At 62.6% G+C, this 18320-nt stretch carries 19 protein-coding genes and 1 pseudogene; 6 read left to right on the forward strand and 14 right to left on the reverse strand.

Annotated elements, in window-relative coordinates; all coding sequences use genetic code 11:
- Positions 1-372: 372 nt before the first annotated feature.
- Entirely contained in the window at positions 373-1860 is a 1488-nt protein-coding gene (locus tag D0550_RS02660) for a putative bifunctional diguanylate cyclase/phosphodiesterase (protein WP_116807556.1), read from the reverse strand.
- 187 nt (positions 1861-2047) lie between these two features.
- Here D0550_RS02660 and D0550_RS02665 point away from each other — a divergent pair, with 187 nt between their 5' ends.
- The 3 genes from D0550_RS02665 to D0550_RS02675 all read left to right on the forward strand — a co-directional run bounded on the left by D0550_RS02665 (position 2048) and on the right by D0550_RS02675 (position 3746).
- Positions 2048-2608, forward strand: a complete 561-nt coding sequence (locus tag D0550_RS02665; RefSeq protein ID WP_116807557.1) for an LOG family protein — start codon at positions 2048-2050, stop codon at positions 2606-2608.
- 99 nt (positions 2609-2707) lie between these two features.
- Positions 2708-3079 (forward strand): aspartate 1-decarboxylase, encoded by a 372-nt coding sequence (gene panD, locus D0550_RS02670; RefSeq protein WP_116807558.1) that lies wholly within the window; start codon positions 2708-2710, stop codon positions 3077-3079.
- Between the two features lie 13 nt (positions 3080-3092).
- Positions 3093-3746 (forward strand): DedA family protein, encoded by a 654-nt coding sequence (locus D0550_RS02675; RefSeq protein WP_174842465.1) that lies wholly within the window; start codon positions 3093-3095, stop codon positions 3744-3746.
- On the opposite strand, the gene ubiB is transcribed toward D0550_RS02675, so the two are convergent.
- From ubiB to dapF, 9 genes and pseudogenes are all read right to left on the reverse strand, one after another.
- Complete coding sequence (ubiB, locus tag D0550_RS02680) at positions 3747-5384, reverse strand: ubiquinone biosynthesis regulatory protein kinase UbiB (RefSeq protein WP_116807559.1); 1638 nt, start codon at positions 5382-5384, stop codon at positions 3747-3749.
- 3 nt (positions 5385-5387) lie between these two features.
- The gene (locus tag D0550_RS02685; RefSeq protein ID WP_116807560.1) at positions 5388-5981 is read right to left on the reverse strand and encodes a ubiquinone biosynthesis accessory factor UbiJ; all 594 of its coding nucleotides are present in this window, start codon (positions 5979-5981) and stop codon (positions 5388-5390) included.
- 1 nt (position 5982) lies between these two features.
- The gene (gene ubiE, locus D0550_RS02690) at positions 5983-6753 is read right to left on the reverse strand and encodes a bifunctional demethylmenaquinone methyltransferase/2-methoxy-6-polyprenyl-1,4-benzoquinol methylase UbiE (RefSeq protein ID WP_116807561.1); all 771 of its coding nucleotides are present in this window, start codon (positions 6751-6753) and stop codon (positions 5983-5985) included.
- Positions 6754-6862: 109 nt separating this feature from the next.
- Positions 6863-7246 carry a gamma-butyrobetaine hydroxylase family protein gene (locus D0550_RS02695; protein ID WP_116807562.1) on the reverse strand — a complete coding sequence of 128 codons (384 nt, stop codon included), beginning with the start codon at positions 7244-7246 and terminating at the stop codon, positions 6863-6865.
- Between the two features lie 13 nt (positions 7247-7259).
- Entirely contained in the window at positions 7260-8582 is a 1323-nt protein-coding gene (hslU, locus tag D0550_RS02700; RefSeq protein WP_116807563.1) for an ATP-dependent protease ATPase subunit HslU, read from the reverse strand.
- Positions 8583-8634: 52 nt separating this feature from the next.
- Positions 8635-9162: pseudogene (gene hslV / locus D0550_RS02705) on the reverse strand (ATP-dependent protease subunit HslV); the annotation flags it as partial.
- Positions 9163-9182: 20 nt separating this feature from the next.
- Entirely contained in the window at positions 9183-10085 is a 903-nt protein-coding gene (gene xerC, locus D0550_RS02710; protein ID WP_116807564.1) for a tyrosine recombinase XerC, read from the reverse strand.
- 25 nt (positions 10086-10110) lie between these two features.
- Entirely contained in the window at positions 10111-10857 is a 747-nt protein-coding gene (locus D0550_RS02715; protein WP_116807565.1) for a DUF484 family protein, read from the reverse strand.
- A gap of 34 nt (positions 10858-10891) precedes the next feature.
- Positions 10892-11710, reverse strand: a complete 819-nt coding sequence (gene dapF, locus D0550_RS02720; protein WP_194074844.1) for a diaminopimelate epimerase — start codon at positions 11708-11710, stop codon at positions 10892-10894.
- Between the two features lie 105 nt (positions 11711-11815).
- On the opposite strand from dapF, the gene D0550_RS02725 reads away from it, so the two are divergent.
- Positions 11816-12457, forward strand: a complete 642-nt coding sequence (locus D0550_RS02725; RefSeq protein WP_116807567.1) for a nucleotide-binding protein — start codon at positions 11816-11818, stop codon at positions 12455-12457.
- Here the strand turns inward: D0550_RS02725 and D0550_RS02730 are convergent.
- A complete protein-coding gene (locus D0550_RS02730; protein WP_116807568.1) occupies positions 12454-13335 on the reverse strand; it encodes an NAD-dependent epimerase/dehydratase family protein in 882 nt (293 codons plus the stop codon). The genes D0550_RS02725 and D0550_RS02730 overlap by 4 nt on opposite strands.
- Before the next feature lie 84 nt (positions 13336-13419).
- On the opposite strand from D0550_RS02730, the gene D0550_RS02735 reads away from it, so the two are divergent.
- Positions 13420-13941 (forward strand): GbsR/MarR family transcriptional regulator, encoded by a 522-nt coding sequence (locus D0550_RS02735; RefSeq protein WP_116807747.1) that lies wholly within the window; start codon positions 13420-13422, stop codon positions 13939-13941.
- A complete protein-coding gene (locus D0550_RS02740; RefSeq protein ID WP_161965605.1) occupies positions 13938-14912 on the forward strand; it encodes a TIGR01777 family oxidoreductase in 975 nt (324 codons plus the stop codon). Before D0550_RS02735 ends, D0550_RS02740 begins: the two co-directional genes overlap by 4 nt.
- Here the strand turns inward: D0550_RS02740 and D0550_RS02745 are convergent.
- The 3 genes from D0550_RS02745 to D0550_RS02755 all read right to left on the reverse strand — a co-directional run bounded on the left by D0550_RS02745 (position 14890) and on the right by D0550_RS02755 (position 18203).
- Complete coding sequence (locus tag D0550_RS02745) at positions 14890-15969, reverse strand: 2Fe-2S iron-sulfur cluster-binding protein (protein ID WP_116807570.1); 1080 nt, start codon at positions 15967-15969, stop codon at positions 14890-14892. The genes D0550_RS02740 and D0550_RS02745 overlap by 23 nt on opposite strands.
- A 9-nt stretch (positions 15970-15978) precedes the next feature.
- On the reverse strand, positions 15979-17220 hold the full coding sequence (locus tag D0550_RS02750; protein WP_116807571.1) for a heme biosynthesis HemY N-terminal domain-containing protein: 1242 nt from the start codon (positions 17218-17220) through the stop codon (positions 15979-15981).
- A 62-nt stretch (positions 17221-17282) separates the two neighbouring features.
- Entirely contained in the window at positions 17283-18203 is a 921-nt protein-coding gene (locus tag D0550_RS02755) for a uroporphyrinogen-III C-methyltransferase (RefSeq protein WP_161965606.1), read from the reverse strand.
- Positions 18204-18320: the final 117 nt, after the last annotated feature.

The following is an 18320-nucleotide window of genomic DNA, read 5'->3' on the forward strand; positions in this document are numbered from 1 at the left end:
ACTGATTCCGGCGGGGAGTGATGGCATCGAAGTCTCCAGGATTTTTCGCGTCGCTGTTCGGGGCAAAGAAGGCCCCGGAGCCGCAGCGTACGCCGAGCCCGACCAATCCGTATCACGCAGTTTCTGTTCTGCCCGGTACCAGTGCGTGTGCCGCGGCCTATCGTTTTTCCGGTCAGCGATTCTTGTCCCGGCAGGCGCCGCGCTTGCCGCTGCCCAGCTGTGATGCCGCGACCTGCGGCTGCCGCTTCAAACACCATAAGGACCGTCGCTCCGGACCGCGACGAAACAGCGATATCGGCATGATGATGGCGGGATATTCGGGACAGGAGCGCCGCCAATCGCGCGGCCGTCGCGCCACCGATAGCTATTAGACTAACGAGTGCTCTGCGGCGAGAACGCCGATAGCCGGCTCTGCGTGCGAAGCATGTCAGCCTCGGTCAGCTCCGGAAGATCAGCCCGCATTCTTTGCAAGAGCGCCTCGAAGGCCGGCGCCGGCACCGCGGGGCTGCAAAAGAATCCTTGGTATTGATCGCAGCCCAGCTCGCGCAGAAAGCTCAGTTGCTCGGCGGTTTCCACGCCTTCGGCGACGACGCGCAGTCGCAAGTTGTGAGCAAGCGAAATGATGGCTTTGACGATGGACGCGTCATCCGGGCTCGACATCAGATCGCGCACGAAGCTGCGATCGATCTTGAGCTTGTCGAGCGGGAAGCGGCGCAGATAGCTCAGGCTGGAGTAACCGGTGCCGAAATCGTCGATGGAAATGTGCACGCCCATGGTGCTCAAGAATTCCAAGGTCGAGGCCGACTTCTCGGCGTCGTCCATGATCGCGCTCTCGGTGAGCTCGAGCTCCAGATAACCGGGCTGCAGCTGCGCTTCACCGAGCGCCGAGCGGATCACTGCAACCAGATCGACATGCCGGAACTGCTTGGCTGAAAGATTCACGGCCACGCGCACTGGCGACATGCCTGAATCGATCCAGGCGCGGATCTGGCGGCAGGACTCGCGCAGCACCCATTCGCCGATCGGCACGATCAGTCCGGTGTCCTCGGCAATCGGAATGAAAACATTCGGCGCCACCAGCCCGCGCGTGGGATGCCGCCAACGCAGCAGCGCTTCTGCGCTACGAATTCGATTGGTGCCGATGTCGACCTTGGGCTGATAGTGCAGCTCCAGCTGACCCAGCTCGACCGCCCGACGCAGATCGTTTTCCAACGTAAGACGCTCGTCGGCGGCGTTCGACATTTCCAGCGCATAGAAACGATAGCTGCCACGAGTGGCCGCCTTCGCACAGCGCAAGGCCATCTCTGCCCGACGCAGCAGCACGTCGAACGTGTCGCCATCGAGCGGATACATGCTGACGCCGATGGTCAGCGAGGTATGGATATCGAACGAGGCGATCACGAACGGCTCGCGCACCGTTTCGTTGATTCTGTTCACCAGCGCCTCGGCTTCGCGCGGGCCTTTCAGCCCGCGAGCGATGATGGTGAATTCGTCACCTGCCAGTCTCGCCAGCACGTTCGCATAGCCGAGCACGGAGCGCAGGCGCTGTGACAATGCGAGCAGCAGCTCATCGCCGGCCTGATGTCCGAGCGAGTCGTTGATCGGTTTGAGACGATCGACGTTCAGCACGATGAGCGCGAATTCGGTGCCGCTGTTTTGCGCGTCGAGCATGGCCTGGGCGGCAACGGAGGCGGCGGTGCTCCGGGTGGGCAGGCCGGTCAGGTAATCGGCGCCATTGCGACGGCGCAGGACGCGCTCGCGGTGCAGCTGGATCGCGAGCCAGGTGGCGACGGCCGTTGGCGCCAGGAGGATCGCGAGCAGCGGCAGATACGCCCACCAGTATTGAAGAGTCCCTTGCATGTAAACAAACAGCTGTCGTGCCCTGGCCGGGGGAACATCTGTTGAACATATCGGGCCCTGGCCACCCGGCTTGAGCGCCAGTGCTCCAAAGAACACTGACACGCACGATACATGTCCCGAAGTGTGCGCTGCTTCGCACGATTCGTCGTTTCGATTAACGTAATGCAACCTCGGCTAGAATCGGGCCATGCGCTCCATCTGTGTGTTCTGCGGCTCCAGCCCCGGTAACCGGCCCGAGTATGTAGGCCTGGCCCGGGACGCCGGTCGCCTGATCGCCGAACGGCAGCTCACCCTGATCTACGGCGGCGGCAAAGTCGGGCTGATGGGCGCCCTGGCGGATGCCGCGCTGGCCGCGGGCGGGCGGGTCATCGGCATCATTCCTCAGATGCTGCTGGAACGCGAAGTCGCTCACCGCGGCCTGACCGACCTGCGCATCGTCAGCACCCTGTCCGAGCGCAAGTTCATGATGGGGGTGCTGTCCGACGCGTTCCTGAGCCTGCCGGGCGGCATCGGCACCCTGGATGAGCTGTTCGAGGCCTGGAGCTGGGCGCAGCTGGGATTGCACAAGAAGCCGAGCGGCCTGCTCAATTTCCAGGGCTATTACGATCACCTCGTCCAATTCCTGGACCTGACCCTGTCCGAGGGCTTCCAGCGGCCCGAGCATCGGGCGGCGCTGCAGGTCGGGACCGAAGTCGGGCCGCTGCTGGATCAGCTAATAGCTGCTTCCCAAAGCACTGCCCCCAAGTAACTCTGCTGCCGCGTCTCACCTTGACACTGGTGCCCTCGGCCTGCAGCCTTCGGCCCGCTATCCGTAGGGCCGAAGGCCCACCGACCCCAAGAGGATTCCATGCTCCGAACCATGCTCCAGGCCAAGCTGCACCGGGTGCGCGTGACCCAGGCCGATCTCGATTACGAAGGCTCGTGCGGCATCGATGAGGCGCTGCTGGAGGCGTCCGGGCTACGGGAAAATCAGTACATCGAGCTATATAACGTCAACAACGGCGAGCGCTTCTCGACCTATATCATTACGGCGCCGCGGGGCTCGGGTGCGATTTCTTTGAATGGCGCCGCAGCGCGCAAGGCGATGGTCGGCGACCTGCTGATCATTTGCGCCTACTCGCAATATTCGGAAGCCGAGCTCGAGCAGCACGAGCCGGTGGTGGTGCTGGTGGACGAGCAGAATCGTCCGCGAGTGAAGTCGCTGCGCGCGGCGTCTTGAGAGCGCCGCAGCCATGGAGTTGATCACCTGGTTCATCGACTTCGTCCTGCACCTCGATAAGCACCTCATCGAGCTGATCGCCGATTATCACTACTGGATCTACGCGATCCTGTTCGTGATCATTTTCTGCGAGACCGGCGTGGTGGTGACGCCGATTCTGCCGGGCGACTCATTGCTGTTTGCACTCGGTGCCCTAGCGGCAGTGGATACCACGGGCACGCTCAACGCGCCGGCGTTGTGGGCGCTATTGATGGTGGCGGCGTGGCTGGGCGATGCGGTCAACTTCCGCATCGGGCGAGCCGTCGGGCCGCGAGCATTCAGCGGCACCATTCCGTGGTTGAAAAAGGAATATTTGGATCGAACGCACGCGTTCTACGAGAAGTACGGCGGCAAGACCATCGTGCTGGCGCGCTTCGTGCCGATCGTGCGTACGTTTGCTCCGTTCGTTGCCGGCGTAGGCGACATGAATCGAGCGAAGTTCTTCACCTACAACCTGCTGGGCGGGTTCCTGTGGGTGTCGATCTTCATCTGGGGCGGCTACCTGTTCGGCAACGTGCCCCTGATCAAGGAGAACTTCGGCATCGTCACCATCGCGATCATCGTGATCTCGGTGATGCCGGTGGTGTGGGAACTGATGCGCGGCGGACGCAAGCCCGCCGGCGCGTAGTTATTTGCGCAGGGTGAGCAAGCCGACGATGCTTGCTCCGAGCAGGGTGTAGCCGAGCCAGTCTGGGCCGGCTCCCGTGGCGATCAGGATGATGCCGCTCAGTGCTCCGATGGCCGTCACTATCGTCACGTCGCGACGGCGGCCATCTTCTCTGATCGTCTGTTTCAGACGCTCGATTTCCGTCGTCTCGATCGGCACGCTGAAGCGCCCGTCCGACATGCGTTGAATCGCGTTCTCCACCAGCGGAGGCAATTGATGTAACGCCTGCAGCATGTCCGGCAGCTGCTTGCGCACATCGCGCGCCAGCGCTCGCACGCTCCAGCGTTCCGCCATCCACTGACGGAGCAGAGGCTGCGCCGTCTTCCACAAATCCAGATCCGGATACAGCTGCCGGCCGACGCCTTCGATCTGCAGCAGCGTTTTCTGGATCAGCATCAGCTGCGGCTGCAGTTGGGCGTCGAAGCGTTGGGCTGCTTCGAACAGGCTGATCAGCACCTGACCGAAAGAAATCTCCCGCAACGGCTTGTTGGCAATCGGCTCGCACACCGTGCGCACCGCCGATTCCAGCTCGTCGACCCGAACATGCGCCGGAATCCAGCCCGAATCGATATGCAGCTGCGCGATCCGGCGGTAGTCGTGCTCGAAGAACGCCAGGAAATTCTCGGCTAGATAATGCTGATCGCGCGGCGCCAGCGTGCCGACGATGCCGAAGTCGACCGCCGCGTATTGCGGCTGCTCGGGATTGTCCAGCAACACGAAGATGTTGCCCGGATGCATGTCGGCATGGAAAAAGTTGTGGCGGAACGCCTGCGTGAAAAAGATCTCTACGCCGTTCTCAGCCAGGCGCTGAATGTTCGCGCCACGACGCTGCAGCTCAGCGACGTCGTTTATCAACACGCCCTGCAGGCGCTCCATCACCATGACGTTGCTGCGTGTGTAATCCCAATACACCTCGGGCACATACAACATCCGGGAGTTCGCGAAGTTACGTTTGAGCTGCGTCGCGTTCGCCGCCTCGCGCTTCAGATTCAGCTCATCGATGATGGTCTTCTCGTACTCGCGCACCAGCTCGACGGGGTGCAGTCGGGGCGCATCGCTCCAGTACTTGTTCGCCAGATCAGCGAGCGCGTACATCACTTCAAGATCGCGCTCGATGAGCTTGCGGATGCCGGGTCGCACGATCTTCACGACGACTTCCTTGCCGTCTTTGAGCTGCGCACCGTGCACTTGTGCGATCGTTGCTGCCGCCAGCGGGGCGGCGTCGAAGCGGGCGAACACGTCGCTCACCGGTCGCTCATAGGCAGCTTCGACGATGGCGCGCGCGGCGTCGTTCGAAAACGGCGGCACGCGGTCCTGCAGTTTCTCCAATTCGTCCGCGATGTCTCGCGGCAGCAGGTCGCGACGTGTCGATAGCGTCTGGCCGAACTTCATGAAGATCGGGCCGAGCTCCTCCATCGCCAGGCGCAAGCGTTCGCCGCGCGACAGTGACGCTTTACGCCGGAACCAGGTGTTCGGCGACAGATAGAACGCGAACCGCACCGGCCGGAACAGATGGGTGGCGAGAATGATCTCGTCCAGGCGATGCCGCACCAGGACGCGTTGAATCTGCAGCAGCCGGGAAATGACTCTCAGGCGCATGCGTCAACCGCGCTTGCGTTCGAGCAGTGACAGACGCGCCTCGAGGCGATCGACATCGTCGCGCAGCTTGTCGACGCCATTGATGAATTCATCTGCCTCGGTCCGACTGGGAGCATCGCGCCCTTCTTCTTGGAGATATTCAGAAACATTTTGCGCGAACGTGTCTGTCGCCCGGCGCGCGAACTCAAGAGCTGAGCGAGCCACATTGCCGACTTGATGAGCGGCTACGTCGCCAATGACTCGCGACAACTCTTCTTCCAGATCGGGCCGAGCTTGCTTGAGCAGCTCGCTGAACGTCTGCGCGATCTCGGCGTCGCCGTGAATGTGCACTGACCCTGTTCGCAACGCCGCTTCGGGCGCTGGTCCGGCCATGCGCAGCAGTGACAGCGGCGTGCCCGACAGCGTTGCGTTCGCCGCGCCCTCGTGCTGCGTGTCGAGCGACATTTGCTCGCCGTTCGCTTTGAAATAGATGCTGAGCGGCATGCCTTCGACATGCAGCGCCATCACCTTGGTATCCAGACGGCGGCACAACGCACGCGCCGCCGACGAGGCGGCGATATTTCGATTGAGCAGCGATTCCAGCGGAGTCAGGCGCATGTCAGAAACGATAGCCGCGATGCAGGGCGACGATGCCGCCGGTGAGATTGTGATATTTGCAGTTCTCCAATCCCGCCTCCTGCATCATCTCGATCAACGCCGGTTGCGTGGGGAATTTGCGAATCGACTCGGCGAGGTAGCGATAGCTATCCGCGTCACGCGCGACGACTTTGCCCAGCCACGGCAACACCGAAAACGAATAGGCGTCGTACAGCGGCTTCAATCCCGGCACGACGGGATGTGAGAACTCGAGAATCAACAGCTGGCCACCGGGCTTGAGCACGCGCTTCATGGAGCGCAGCGCCGCGGCCTTGTCAGTGACATTGCGCAGGCCAAAGCCGATGGTCACGCAATCGAAGCTGCTGTCGGGAAAGGGCAGGCGCTCGGCGTTGGCGAGCGAGAACCGAACGTTGTTCACGAAGCCGCGGTCGGTCATCGCGTCGCGGCCTTCCGCCAGCATGGCCGCATTGATGTCGGTCAGGACCACCAGGCCATTGTCACCGACCTGCTTGCACATGCCTGCCGACAGGTCGCCTGTGCCGCCCGCCACATCGAGCGCGCGCTGGCCGGGGCGCAATCCGGTCTGCGACAGCGTGAAACGCTTCCACAGCCGGTGTGTGCCCGCCGACATCAGGTCGTTCATCAGGTCGTAGTTGCTCGCGACCGATTCGAAGACGGCCCGAACCCGTGCCTGTTTTTCCGCGACCGGCACCTGCTGGTAGCCGAAGTCGGTGGTGCCATCCGGGGGCGAGTGGGGAGAGTTGGCGGTCATGGTCGTCGCTGGCTGTGACGACGCATTCTAATCGTTTTTGCGCGAGGGCTGAGCCAGCGCCGGGCCTTATTGGGCCAGATTGTTGGCTTCAGGGCAGCGGGGGCTCTCTTCAGCGAAACGGCGCCGGCTTTTTCGGCAGCACGGTCGGGTAGGCGATGCCCAGTTCCTTCAGCCGGTCCAGGTAGCTCTGCCATTTCTGCGGGCGGTCCCGGCCGAGCTCGTACAGGTAGGACCAGGTGTAGAGGCCGGTGTTGTGGCCGTCGTCGAACACCAGCTTGACGGCGTAGTTGCCCACCGGCTCGACCTGCGTGATGGCGACCTCGTGCTTGCCGAGCTGCAGCTGCTCCTGACCTGGCCCATGGCCGCGCACCTCGGCCGACGGCGAGAAGACACGCAGATACTCGTACGGCAGCTCGAACACCGAGCCGTCGTCGAAGCTCACTTCCAGCAGTCGCGACTTGGTGCGCGATTTGATGTTGGTCGGATGGGGCATGGTCGGGGCGGACCTACAGGATGTAGCGGGTCAGGTCTTCGTCCTTCACCAGCTCGCCGAGGTGCTTGTCGACGTATTCCTGATCGACGGTGACATTGACGCCATTCTTGTCGGCCGCCTCATACGACAGCACTTCGAGCAGCCGTTCCAGCACCGTGTGCAAGCGGCGAGCGCCGATGTTTTCAGTACGCTCGTTCACCTGATGCGCGACCTCGGCGATGCGCCGGACACCGCTCGTGTCGAACTCGAGCGTGACACCTTCGGTAGCCAGCAGCGCCTTGTATTGCGTGCACAGTGAGGCGTCGGGCTCGGTGAGGATGCGGATGAAGTCCTCGACCTTGAGCGCGTCGAGCTCCACCCGAATCGGGAAGCGACCCTGCAGCTCGGGGATCAGATCCGACGGCTTCGACATATGGAACGCGCCGGAGGCGATGAACAGAATATGGTCTGTCTTCACCATGCCGTGCTTCGTGGTAACGGTGCTGCCTTCCACGAGCGGTAGCAGATCGCGCTGCACGCCTTCCCGCGAAACGTCGGCGCCGTGGGTCTCCTGGCGACGAGCGATTTTGTCGATCTCGTCGATGAACACGATGCCGTTCTGCTCCGCGTTCTGTAACGCGCGCATCTTCAGCTCTTCTTCGTTGACCATCTTGGCGGCCTCTTCATCCGTGAGCAGCTTGAATGCTTCACGAACTTTGACCTTGCGCGTCTTGGTGCGAGAGCCGCCCAGATTCGAGAACATGCTCTGCAGTTGCTGAGTGAGATCTTCCATGCCGGCGGGCGCCATGATTTCCACGCCGACTGGCAGCGCGCGAACTTCGATCTCGATCTCGCGATCGTCGAGCTGGCCTTCACGCAACATCTTGCGGAATTTCTGCCGCGTGTCGCCGTCGCGAGGCGTGGGCTCGGGCTCGGGCGTGAAGCCGAGCGATTTCGGTCGAGGCAGCAAAGCGTCGAGCACGCGCTCCTCGGCAGCATCCATGGCGCGATGACGTACCTTCTCCATCTCTTCCTCGCGCGTCATCTTGACTGCGACGTCCATCAGATCCTTGATGATGGAATCGACCTCGCGGCCGACGTAGCCGACCTCGGTGAATTTGGTGGCTTCGACTTTGATGAACGGCGCGCGCGCCAGGCGAGCGAGACGGCGGGCGATCTCAGTCTTGCCGACGCCGGTGGGGCCGATCATCAGAATGTTCTTGGGCGTGATCTCGGCGCGCAGCGCTTCGGTGACCTGCATGCGGCGCCAGCGATTTACGCAAGCGCGAATTAAGCAAACCGCGCGCTTTTGGCCGCGCCCTGACCGAACGATGTGCTTGTCGAGCTCTTGAACGATTTTCTCGGGGAGTCAATGGACATACAAAGTGGAAAAGAAGTTTACTGCAAAACTCTTCGATCGTGAGATTGCGATTGGTGTAGATACAAATGTCGGCGGCAATGTTCAATGCCTTCTCGACGATGGTGCGGGCATCGAGCTCGGTGTTCTGTAACAACGCGCGTGCGGCGGACTGAGCGAATGCGCCGCCGGAGCCGATTGCCATGATATCGTCTTCGGGCTCGATGACGTCGCCGTTGCCCGAAATAATGAACGAGCTCTTGCCATCGGCGACGCACAGCAGGGCTTCCAGTCGCCGCAGGCTGCGATCGCTGCGCCAGTCCTTCGCGAGCTCGATGGCGGCGCGCGTCAAATTGCCGTACTGCTGCAACTTGGCTTCGAAGCGCTCGAACAGCGTGAACGCGTCGGCGGTGCCGCCGGCAAAGCCTGCCAGCACTTTACCGTCGTACAGACGCCGCACTTTGCGGGCGTTGCCCTTCATCACGGTGTTGCCTAACGAAACCTGGCCGTCACCACCGATGCAGACGACACCGTTGCGGCGGACGGACAGGATAGTAGTTGCGTGGGGTGATTCGCTCATGGTGTCTGCTTTTCGCGCCGTCAACTCTTCTTGCGTGCCCGCGGGTGGGCCGCATCGTAGATTTTGGCGAGGTGCTGAAAATCAAGGTGAGTATAAATCTGAGTGGTTGCTATGTTCGCGTGACCCAGCAGCTCCTGCACGCCGCGCAGGTTCTGGCTGGATTCGAGAATGTGCGTGGCGAACGAATGGCGGAACATGTGTGGATGGACGTGCACGCCCAGGCCTTGGTGCTTTGCCCACGCCGCCACTTGTTTCTGCACTGAGCGCGGGCTGATGCGATCGCCGCGCTGACCGACGAACAGCGCGGTATTTCCTACGTCGGCGAGCTTGGTGCGCTCGAGCAGCCAGCGGCTGATGGCTTCGACCGCGTGGCGACCTACGGGCACCACGCGCGTCTTGCTGCCTTTACCGAGCACTCGAACGGTTCGGTCCGCGAGATCGATGTCGGTGAGATCCAGTTCGACCAGTTCGGATAGACGCAGGCCGGAGGAATAAAACAATTCCATGATGGCCTTGTCGCGCACGCCGATTTCTTCGTCGGTGCGGAAGCTCAGCAGGCGAGTCATCTGATCGACATCGATGGTCGCGGGCAAACGTTTCTTCGCCTTGGGTGCCTGCACCTCGATCCCGGGGTTCAGCTTCACCACGCCTTCGCGCAGCAGGAAGTTATAAAAGCTGCGCAGGGCACTCAGGCGGCGCTGGATGGTGCGAGGCGAGGCGCCTTGACGATGCTCGGCAGCGGCGAAGGAACGAACCTGCTGACCGTCGACGTGCGACCAGTCGGTCACGCCGTGCTTGTCGCAGTGAGCGACGAAACGTTTCAGGTCGCGCCGATAGTTGGAATCCGTGTGCGGCGACATGCGCCGCTCCACGGACAGGTGGCTGAAAAACTTTGGCAGCCAGGCGAGGGCGGATTCATCCATCGATCGACGATCCGCGCGGCCACGATCAGGCGACCGCGACGGCCTCGCTCACCAGGTCACCGATGCGCGCCAGGAAGTCGGTGCTCATGGTGGGGTGGAAACGTTGTGCGTCGGGGCTGCCGATCGCCAGCAGGCCAAAGCCGGCTTCGCGGCTGAGCGGAACGAGCGCGGCGGAGCCGATCTCGACGGTGCCGGCGCCGAACAGGAAGTCACGCTGGCTGTCGCGAATCTGGCCGCAGCGAGGACGAGCGGATTCGAACAGCGTGTCGAACATTTTCAGCTCGGACGCGTTCGCATCCATCAGGCGCAGATGACGGCTGTCGATGCTGCTGAAGCCCGTCTGGCGATTCGGTGCGAGCAGCAGCAGCCATTCGGAAGCGCCGAAATCTTCACGCAGCGAGGTCTCCATCGAGTCCAGCAGCGTGGTCGCATTGCGGGCGCGCACCAGGCGACAGGCGAGGCGATGGATCTTGGCGGCGAGCACGTCATTGCTACGAGCCACGTCGATCAGCTCACGCAGGCGCGATTCCAATGACTGATTCTTTTCGCGCAGCGCCGAGACCTGACGCTCGACCAGCGACACGGTGGCATTGCCACGGCTGTGCGGGAGCTTCAGCTTGGTCAGCAGCGTCGCATGACGCTCGAAGAAATCGACATTGTTCTGCAGGTAGTCGGCGATCTCAGTCTCGCTGAGCCCACTGTCATCTCGCTTGCCGCTGATCGCGGGGGGGAGATTCTCGACATCGACACCGCGGACCGGTTGCTTGCTCATACAGGTGCCTTGTTGTTCCGCTTGATTCTAATGCTCAAACTTCCACCGTCCCTTCGAACACGGTGACTGCCGGGCCGGTGAGCCATAGCGCCTGGCCGGGACCGGGCCAGCGCACGATCATGCGACCGCCCGGCGCGTCGACCTGCACTTCCTCTTGCAGCAGTCCCCAACGTCGTCCGACGGCGACAGCGCCACATGCTCCGGTGCCGCAGGCTTGTGTCTCGCCGACACCGCGCTCGAACACCCGCAAACGGATGTGAGTCGGGCTCACCACTTCCATGAAGCCGACGTTGGCGCGCCTCGGGAAGCGGGAATGATTCTCTACCGCGGGCCCCAGTGTGTCCACGGCAGCTTCTCGTACTGAAGGCACTTGCATGACAGCGTGCGGATTGCCCATCGAGACGGCGCCGATCTGCAGCTCCTTTTCGCCGACCCGCAGCGGATACACGTCGGCTTCGCGTGAAGCTTCGAACGGCAGCGCGTCGGGAGCAAAGTTGGGCACGCCCATGTCGACCGAGACCAGGCCGTCATCCCGCAGGAAGCCGTTGACCTGGCCGCCGGGGCTGTCCATCTGCACGCGGGCTTTGCCGAGCTTGCGAGCGACCAGGCTGGCAATACAGCGGGCGCCATTGCCACACTGCTCGACCTCCGAGCCATCGGCGTTGAAGATGCGATAGAACACATCGAAGTCGTTTTTCGCCGGTGGCATCAGCACCAATGCCTGATCGAAACCGATGCCCAGACGGCGATCGGCGAGGCGGCGAAACACTTCGGCGGAGGGCAATTCCGTGCCGGCCGGAGCATCGAACACGATGAAATCGTTGCCCAGGCCCTGCATCTTGGTGAAAGACAGGCGCATGCGCGCAGCATATCATTCGCAACAACGCGAAACCCAGCACAGTCCGGCGCGCCCGGTCGGGCCCAAGATGTGCTGTTTTCCGGCGAAGCGAGGCATTTCATGCGCCACGTGATGGTAATGAACTCCAAAGGCGGCAGCGGCAAGAGCACGCTGGCGACCAATATCGCTTGTTACTTTGCGAGCCAGGACGCCAAGGTGACCATCGCCGACTACGACCCGCAGCGCTCCAGCCTCGACTGGCTGGCGCTGCGTCCCGACGATCTGCCCAAAATTACCGGCGTGCCGGCCTATGACGAGGGCATACGAGGCGTGCCGCGCGATACCGACGTGCTGGTGATCGACGCCCCGGCCCGGACCCATGGCGCCGAAATGAACGAGCTGGTGCGACGGGCCGAGACCATCCTCATTCCGGTGATGCCGTCGCCCATCGACATGAAGGCCTCGGCGCGCTTCATGGAAGAGCTGCTCGAGCTGGGCAAGGTGCAACGTCAACAGGCGCGGCTCGGCATGGTGGCGAACCGGGTGCGGGAGAACACCCTGCTGTTCGATGAGCTGGATCAGTATCTGGACAAGCTCAAAGTGCCGTATCTCGGCCAGCTGCGGCAGTCGGCCAACTATCTGCGCGCCTATCAGCGCGGCATGAGCATCTTCGAGCTGCCCGAATACCTGGCCAGCCCCGACTGGGACCAGTGGAAGCCCATCACCAAGTGGCTGGACAGCAAGAAGAGCCAGCCGAGCTAATCGCCCAGGCTGGCGCGGATGCCGGCCTCGGGGTCCGCGTAGCGCGGCTTCACGCCCAGATGTTTCAGCATGCGGTCATTGCTGACCCGACGTGATTCATTGAGAAACGACAGGCGCTCAGGGCTGAATGTGAGCTGGGCTTCTTCCATCGAGACCCGCGGCGGGTGGGGCAGGCCGGCGATGTCTGCGACCAGGTCGATGAACGACGTCGAGCTGATGGAATTGCCATCGGTGACGTTGTAAACGCCACGCGCTTCCTTGTTCTCGATGGCCGCTTCGCAGGCCGCTACCAGGTCATCCACGTGAATGCGGTTGCTGATGCCGGCGTCTTCGGGCCGTACGACGGGCTCAGACTTGCGTAGTCGTTCCAGGGGCAGCCGCTGCGGGCCATAGATTCCAGGCACCCGGAGCACGACGCGGCGCACGCGTCGTTCGTGACACCACACCCGAGTCATTTCCTCAGCGCTCACGCGCCGGCGAGCTCGATCGGTCCGCGGCATCACGGGCGTACTTTCGTCGACCAGGCCGCCCTCGGCGTCGCCGTACACGCCGGTCGTGCTCATGTAGACAAAGCTCTTCGGCGGCACGAAGGCCAGGTGCAGAAAGCGGTCGAGCCGCAGGTCGCTCTCGCCCGAGGCGGGCGGCGGGGCGAGGTAAACGATGGCTTCCTGATCCAGCCGCTCCGGAATGCTGGCGCCGACCCGGACCCGGTCCAGGTCGATGACCAGGGTCTTCAAGCCCTGGCGTTCCAGCGCAGCTGCCTTGTCATTGGCACGGACCAGGGCCGTGACCTCATAACGGTCGCGCAGGCGGGCGGCCAGGCGCTGGCCCACATAGCCACACCCCGCAATCAGGACGTGAGGACGGGCCGCGCTCATGCGCGCCCTCGGGCAATCGACTTGACACAGTGTCGGTGCATATTTAAATTTCAGAAAAGACAGAAATTACAGATGGGTCTAGACATGCAGCTTACTCCCACCATGCATCGGTGCGTGCTCCATTGGGGCGAAATGGCCAGCCGTTGGGGCGTCAGTCGTTCGGTAGCGCAGATCCACGCCTTGTTGTTCCTGGCGCCTGCGCCGCTGACCGCGGACGAGATCGCGGCAACGCTCAATGTGGCGCGTTCCAATGTGAGTGTCAGCCTGAAGGAGTTGCAGGCCTGGGATCTGGTCAATGTGACTCATCAACTGGGTGATCGGCGCGACTACTTTCTGGCGCGCAAGGATATATGGGAAGTGCTCACCATGATTATGGATGGGCGCAAGAAACGCGAAATCGACCCGACTTTACAGATGTTGCGTGAGGCTACCGCCGACGCCAAGAAGGACAACGAGACGCCCGAGCCGGTCAAGCAACGTATCGGCGACATGCTCGAGTTCCTCGAAGAGCTGTCGGGATGGTACGAGCAGGTCCGCGCCATGCCGCGGCCCACGTTGCTGAAGCTCATGCGCATGGGCACGAAGGTGGCAAAGATCGTCACATGAGCCGACCTGAGTGGCAACGCATGCCCCGGCGCGCCGTTCGTTCGGACGCGCCAGGCATCGTGTTGGTCACGGGCGCGACTGGCTTCATCGGTCGCAGGCTCTGTCGCAGATTGCTCGCCGACGGTCACAGCATCGTGGCGCTGACGCGCGATGCTACGCGTGCGCGCAAGCTGTTCGGTTCCATGGTGCGCGTCATTACTTCGCTCGATGACATCCAGGCGAGCGAACATATCGATATCGTCGTCAATCTCGCCGGTGCTCCGATTCTTGCGCGGCCCTGGAGTGCAGCGCGTCGCGCTGAATTGCTCGACAGTCGCTTGAGTGTCACCAACAAGATCACCGAGCTGATTGCACGGCTCGAACACAAGCCCGAAGTGCTGGTCAACGCGTCTGCTATCGGTTACTACGGGGTGCGCGGCGAAGAGGAAATCACCGAAGCGGCGCGGGGTCAGCCGATCTTTCAATCGCACCTGTGCCAGGCCTGGGAATTGGCTGCGCAAGCTGCCGAGCAATATGAAGTTCGCGTATGTCGCCTGCGTTTCGGCATCGTGCTGGGAACGTCGGGTGGCGCATTGCCGGGATTGATCCGGCCGGCTCGCATGCGCATGCGTGTGGTGCTCGGCTCCGGTCAGCAATGGCAGTCGTGGATTCACATCGACGATCTGCTCGATCTGCTGTGGTTCTGTATCAAACAGGACGATATGCACGGCGGCATCAATGCCACTTCGCCACAGCCGGTGCGACAACGACAGTTCGCCGAGACATTGGCCGCGCAATTCGGTCGATCGCTGCCAGTGCGGGTGCCGGCGTTTGCGCTGCGAGCCGCGCTGGGAGAAATGTCACAGCTGCTGCTCGAAGGGCAGAAGGTGCTGCCGACCAAAGCGCTGAATGCCGGCTTCGCGTTCCGCTACCCCGAACTGAACGCGGCGCTCGCCGAGCTATTGCGCGCTAAAGATCCTGCGACGGCATGAACGCATTGCCGAGCTTGGCCAAGACGTCGGGCGCGTAATCGAACGAATCGAAGAACAACTGTTCGGGCGGCAAGCCGCGATGCGTGAACTCGTGGCGAATCGTCTCGACCATCACCGGCGGGCCGCTGGCGTAGACATCGACCCTGGTGAGATCCGGGTGATCTTCCAAGACTGCGGCATGCACCCAGCCCGTTCGGCCTTGCCACTGATCCTCGGCGCGCGGTGCCGAGAGCACTGGAATGTAGTGCAGATTGGGGTGCTGCTCGGCCAGCGCTCGAAGGTGCGCGTCTTCATATAAGTCACGCGCTGTTTGCGCGCCCCAATACAGATAGAGCTGCCGGCGATCGCCAACTTCGAGCAGGCTGTGCAGCATCGAGCGCAGCGGCGCGTAGCCGGTGCCGCCGCCGATCAGCAGTGCCGGCCGCGGCGACTCGCGACGGAACCAGAACTGCCCGAGCGGCCCTTCGATCCGCAGCAGCGATTTTTCCAGGGTGCCGTCGAACAATTGCTGAGTGAATTCGCCGCTCGACACGCGACGGATATGCAGCTCGAGCATCTTGCCGTCACCGGGCGTGCTCGCGATGGAGAAACTCCGCCGCCGGTTCTGCGGCAACATGACGTCCAGATACTGGCCGGGCACGAAATGGAAATATTCGCTGGCCGGCACGCGCAGGAACACCGCCATGATTTCGGGCGTGAGTCGCTCCAGCCGCTCGATGCGGCAAGGCAGGCTCTTGACGACGATCTCCGGCACAGGTGGGCGGATCTCGCGCACTTCGATGGTGAGATCTTCGCTGGCGGCATGCGCCTGGCAGAGCAATGCGTAACCATCGCGCTCTTCGTCCGCCATCAATCCGAGTGGCCGGCCGTGCGGATAGCTCACTTCACCCTGGCGAATGCGAGCGCGGCACGAAGAGCAATGCCCGCCCTTGCAGCTATGGGGAAGATTCAAGCCGGCCCGTAGAGCCGCATCGAGAATGGTCTCACCGCGCTCGACGGTGAGGATCTGCTGCGAGGGCAGCAGCGTAACGCGGGCATAAGGCCGGGGCGCGGACATGATGAGGTACTAGTTTCTCCGTCGATCGCTTTGTCGGCGCTCTTGGAAACGGCGCGCGCGGATCTTCGGGAGATTGGCTTTGCGGCCAAGAGCGAACGCGAGAGCGTCGTTCAGCGCCTTCACCGAGCGCTCGCGATCGCCCAACTGTTCCATCAGGCTTGCGAGCAGTTGATACGCTTCCAGGCGCGGGCGGATTGCGATGCTGGTTTCGAGGAAGCTGCGCGCTTTGCCGTAGAGCTCGGCACGAGTTGCGAGCTGCGCACAGGTGAACAGCAGCGCCGGGTCGTCGCCGTGCTCGGGCAACCATCCTTCGGCGCGATCCAGCGTCTTGAGCGGTTCGCTGGTCTCCAGCTCGCCGAATGCCAGCACCGCCGACTCATTCCATTGTTTGTTGATGCAATCACGCAGCGCCGCTTCCGCGGCCTCGTGATCGCCGCAGGCCATGGACGCGCGCGCGTAACCGACCACGATCTCGGGATGCTTGGCCAGCGACTTGGAGGTTTCCTTCCAGGCAGCTTTCAATTCGTTCAGGTCGCACTTGGTGCCGGCGTCTTTCAGGCGATCCAGATGAACTTGCGCGACCGTCTCGTCGACCATCGCGGCCGTGATGCCGCGCGTACTGCGCAGTCGCGGTTCGAGTGCCTGCAACTTTTGCCAATCGCCGGACTGACGATATGCGCGAGCCAGCAGCAGCAAGCCGCGCGCGTTCTGCTGTTTCATCGCCTCGAGCTGCTCGAGCGTCGTCAGCGCTGCCTGCAACTGCTTGTGTTTGAGCAGCACTTCGGCCTGCATGACGAGCGCGGGCGCACGGCGGTCGGGGGCAACTTCCAAAGCGCGCTGCAGATACTCATCGCGCCGGTCCGCCGCACCTTGCAAGTCGGCAGCACGAGCTGCCGTCAGATAGTGAGCCGCAGGATTCTCCGCTTCGCGGACGTGACGGGTCAGCGTGTTCTCGGCAGCTTCCCAATTGCCTTCTGACAGCTCCAGGATGCCCTGAGCAAAACTGCGACGTGCGCGTTCATGGCGGCGTGCTTCTTGAGCGGCTTTCCAAGAACGACGCGCAGTGATGAGCTTGATCGACAATCTCACCGCGAAGTACGCGGCGATCAGTACCAGGGCGAAAGTCACGGCGGACATTTCGATCAATCGTCCGGCGAAGCGCAACGCCACGTAGCCCGGATCGCCCAACACGATGTTGGCAAGCAGGCCGGCGATGACCATCGCCGCGGCGATGTAAAGGCCGCTTCTCATCCGCGGTTACTCCGGGCCTCGGCGCGACGAGACCATCCGGCGCAGCGCGGTGGTCGAGCTGTTCACGTTGGGCAGCGGGGGATCGATGTTGATTGGTTCGAGCGCCTGTACTTCGGACAACAGGGCCTGTGCTTCCGGCTTGGAAAGATCGAAGAAAATTCTCCGAGCGAGCGCCGCGCGCCGGCCAGCGCCGTGCGATACGCCTGTTCATCGTGACGGATCACGGCCGTGCGAGCTGCGAAGAGCAACAACTGCAGATGCTGGCGCCTCAGCAACGCTTCCTCGGCGGTGATGACGCTGCCGGAGATATCGTCCACCTTGCGCACTACGATGAGATTCGCGAGCGTCTGGCTGAGAATGGCGCTGGCGCGAGCAAACATTCCGTCCGGCAACTTGCTGCGATCGAAAGCATTGCGCTCGCTCGCCAGAATGCCTTTGACCGGAGCATCGCTCGCGCTTTGTTCGGCGCCGATCAGGCGGGACAGAATGCCGGTAGTGTCGGGGATCTGCACGGCTCGCAGCGCTTGCAGCTCCTTGGCGATTTCCTGGCGAACGGAGGCGAACGACGCATCCCGCAGCGATGCCAGGCGCAGATCCGCCGACTCCAGCGCGACCATCGCCGTCCCAACATCGCGATCCAGGGTGAGCCGGCGCTGTGCCAGCTCGAGAAGAAACAAAGCTTCGGAACGCGACCACGCGCGCTCCGGTCCTTCGGCGCGGCCTCGCAGCTCCTCGACCGTCGACGCCAGTTCCTGCAGCTGCTGAGGTGCGTCGTTCAGGGTGTCCAGGCGACGATTCAAATCGCGATGTGCCTGCCGATCGCGGCTCGCCTGACTTCTCAATTCGGCGCGCAACAGCTCCCGATCGGCATTGGCTGCGGCCAGCGTGGCGTTGGCGGTGTCGAGCTTGTCCCGCATCGAGTCCAGGCGCACCAGGCTATAGCCTGCGATTGCCAGTGCGAGCACGGCAATAGCTGTGGTCAATCGACTGTACGTATGCGCACGACGGGTCCTCGACGAATCGCCGGGAGCAGACGAGCTGATGGTTTCAGGACCGGTCTCGGCCATAGGAAGGTGGCTGCTTGCGACGCGCGTATCCTA

This window comes from Steroidobacter cummioxidans, from assembly GCF_003104955.1.

Excerpts from the sequence above, each read along its gene's own strand:
- ubiE (WP_116807561.1), bottom strand. The coding sequence starts at position 6,753 with ATGACCGCCAACTCTCCCCACTCGCCCCCGGATGGCACCACCGACTTC.
- D0550_RS02750 (WP_116807571.1), bottom strand. The coding sequence starts at position 17,220 with ATGAGAAGCGGCCTTTACATCGCCGCGGCGATGGTCATCGCCGGCCTG.
- D0550_RS02740 (WP_161965605.1), top strand. The coding sequence starts at position 13,938 with ATGAGCCGACCTGAGTGGCAACGCATGCCCCGGCGCGCCGTTCGTTCG.
- panD (WP_116807558.1), top strand. The coding sequence starts at position 2,708 with ATGCTCCGAACCATGCTCCAGGCCAAGCTGCACCGGGTGCGCGTGACC.
- D0550_RS02685 (WP_116807560.1), bottom strand. The coding sequence starts at position 5,981 with ATGCGCCTGACTCCGCTGGAATCGCTGCTCAATCGAAATATCGCCGCC.
- D0550_RS02675 (WP_174842465.1), top strand. The coding sequence starts at position 3,093 with ATGGAGTTGATCACCTGGTTCATCGACTTCGTCCTGCACCTCGATAAG.
- D0550_RS02735 (WP_116807747.1), top strand. The coding sequence starts at position 13,420 with ATGCAGCTTACTCCCACCATGCATCGGTGCGTGCTCCATTGGGGCGAA.
- D0550_RS02695 (WP_116807562.1), bottom strand. The coding sequence starts at position 7,246 with ATGCCCCATCCGACCAACATCAAATCGCGCACCAAGTCGCGACTGCTG.
- D0550_RS02660 (WP_116807556.1), bottom strand. The coding sequence starts at position 1,860 with ATGCAAGGGACTCTTCAATACTGGTGGGCGTATCTGCCGCTGCTCGCG.
- D0550_RS02730 (WP_116807568.1), bottom strand. The coding sequence starts at position 13,335 with ATGAGCGCGGCCCGTCCTCACGTCCTGATTGCGGGGTGTGGCTATGTG.
- ubiB (WP_116807559.1), bottom strand. The coding sequence starts at position 5,384 with ATGCGCCTGAGAGTCATTTCCCGGCTGCTGCAGATTCAACGCGTCCTG.
- D0550_RS02715 (WP_116807565.1), bottom strand. The coding sequence starts at position 10,857 with ATGAGCAAGCAACCGGTCCGCGGTGTCGATGTCGAGAATCTCCCCCCC.
- D0550_RS02745 (WP_116807570.1), bottom strand. The coding sequence starts at position 15,969 with ATGTCCGCGCCCCGGCCTTATGCCCGCGTTACGCTGCTGCCCTCGCAG.
- D0550_RS02725 (WP_116807567.1), top strand. The coding sequence starts at position 11,816 with ATGCGCCACGTGATGGTAATGAACTCCAAAGGCGGCAGCGGCAAGAGC.
- xerC (WP_116807564.1), bottom strand. The coding sequence starts at position 10,085 with ATGGATGAATCCGCCCTCGCCTGGCTGCCAAAGTTTTTCAGCCACCTG.
- D0550_RS02665 (WP_116807557.1), top strand. The coding sequence starts at position 2,048 with ATGCGCTCCATCTGTGTGTTCTGCGGCTCCAGCCCCGGTAACCGGCCC.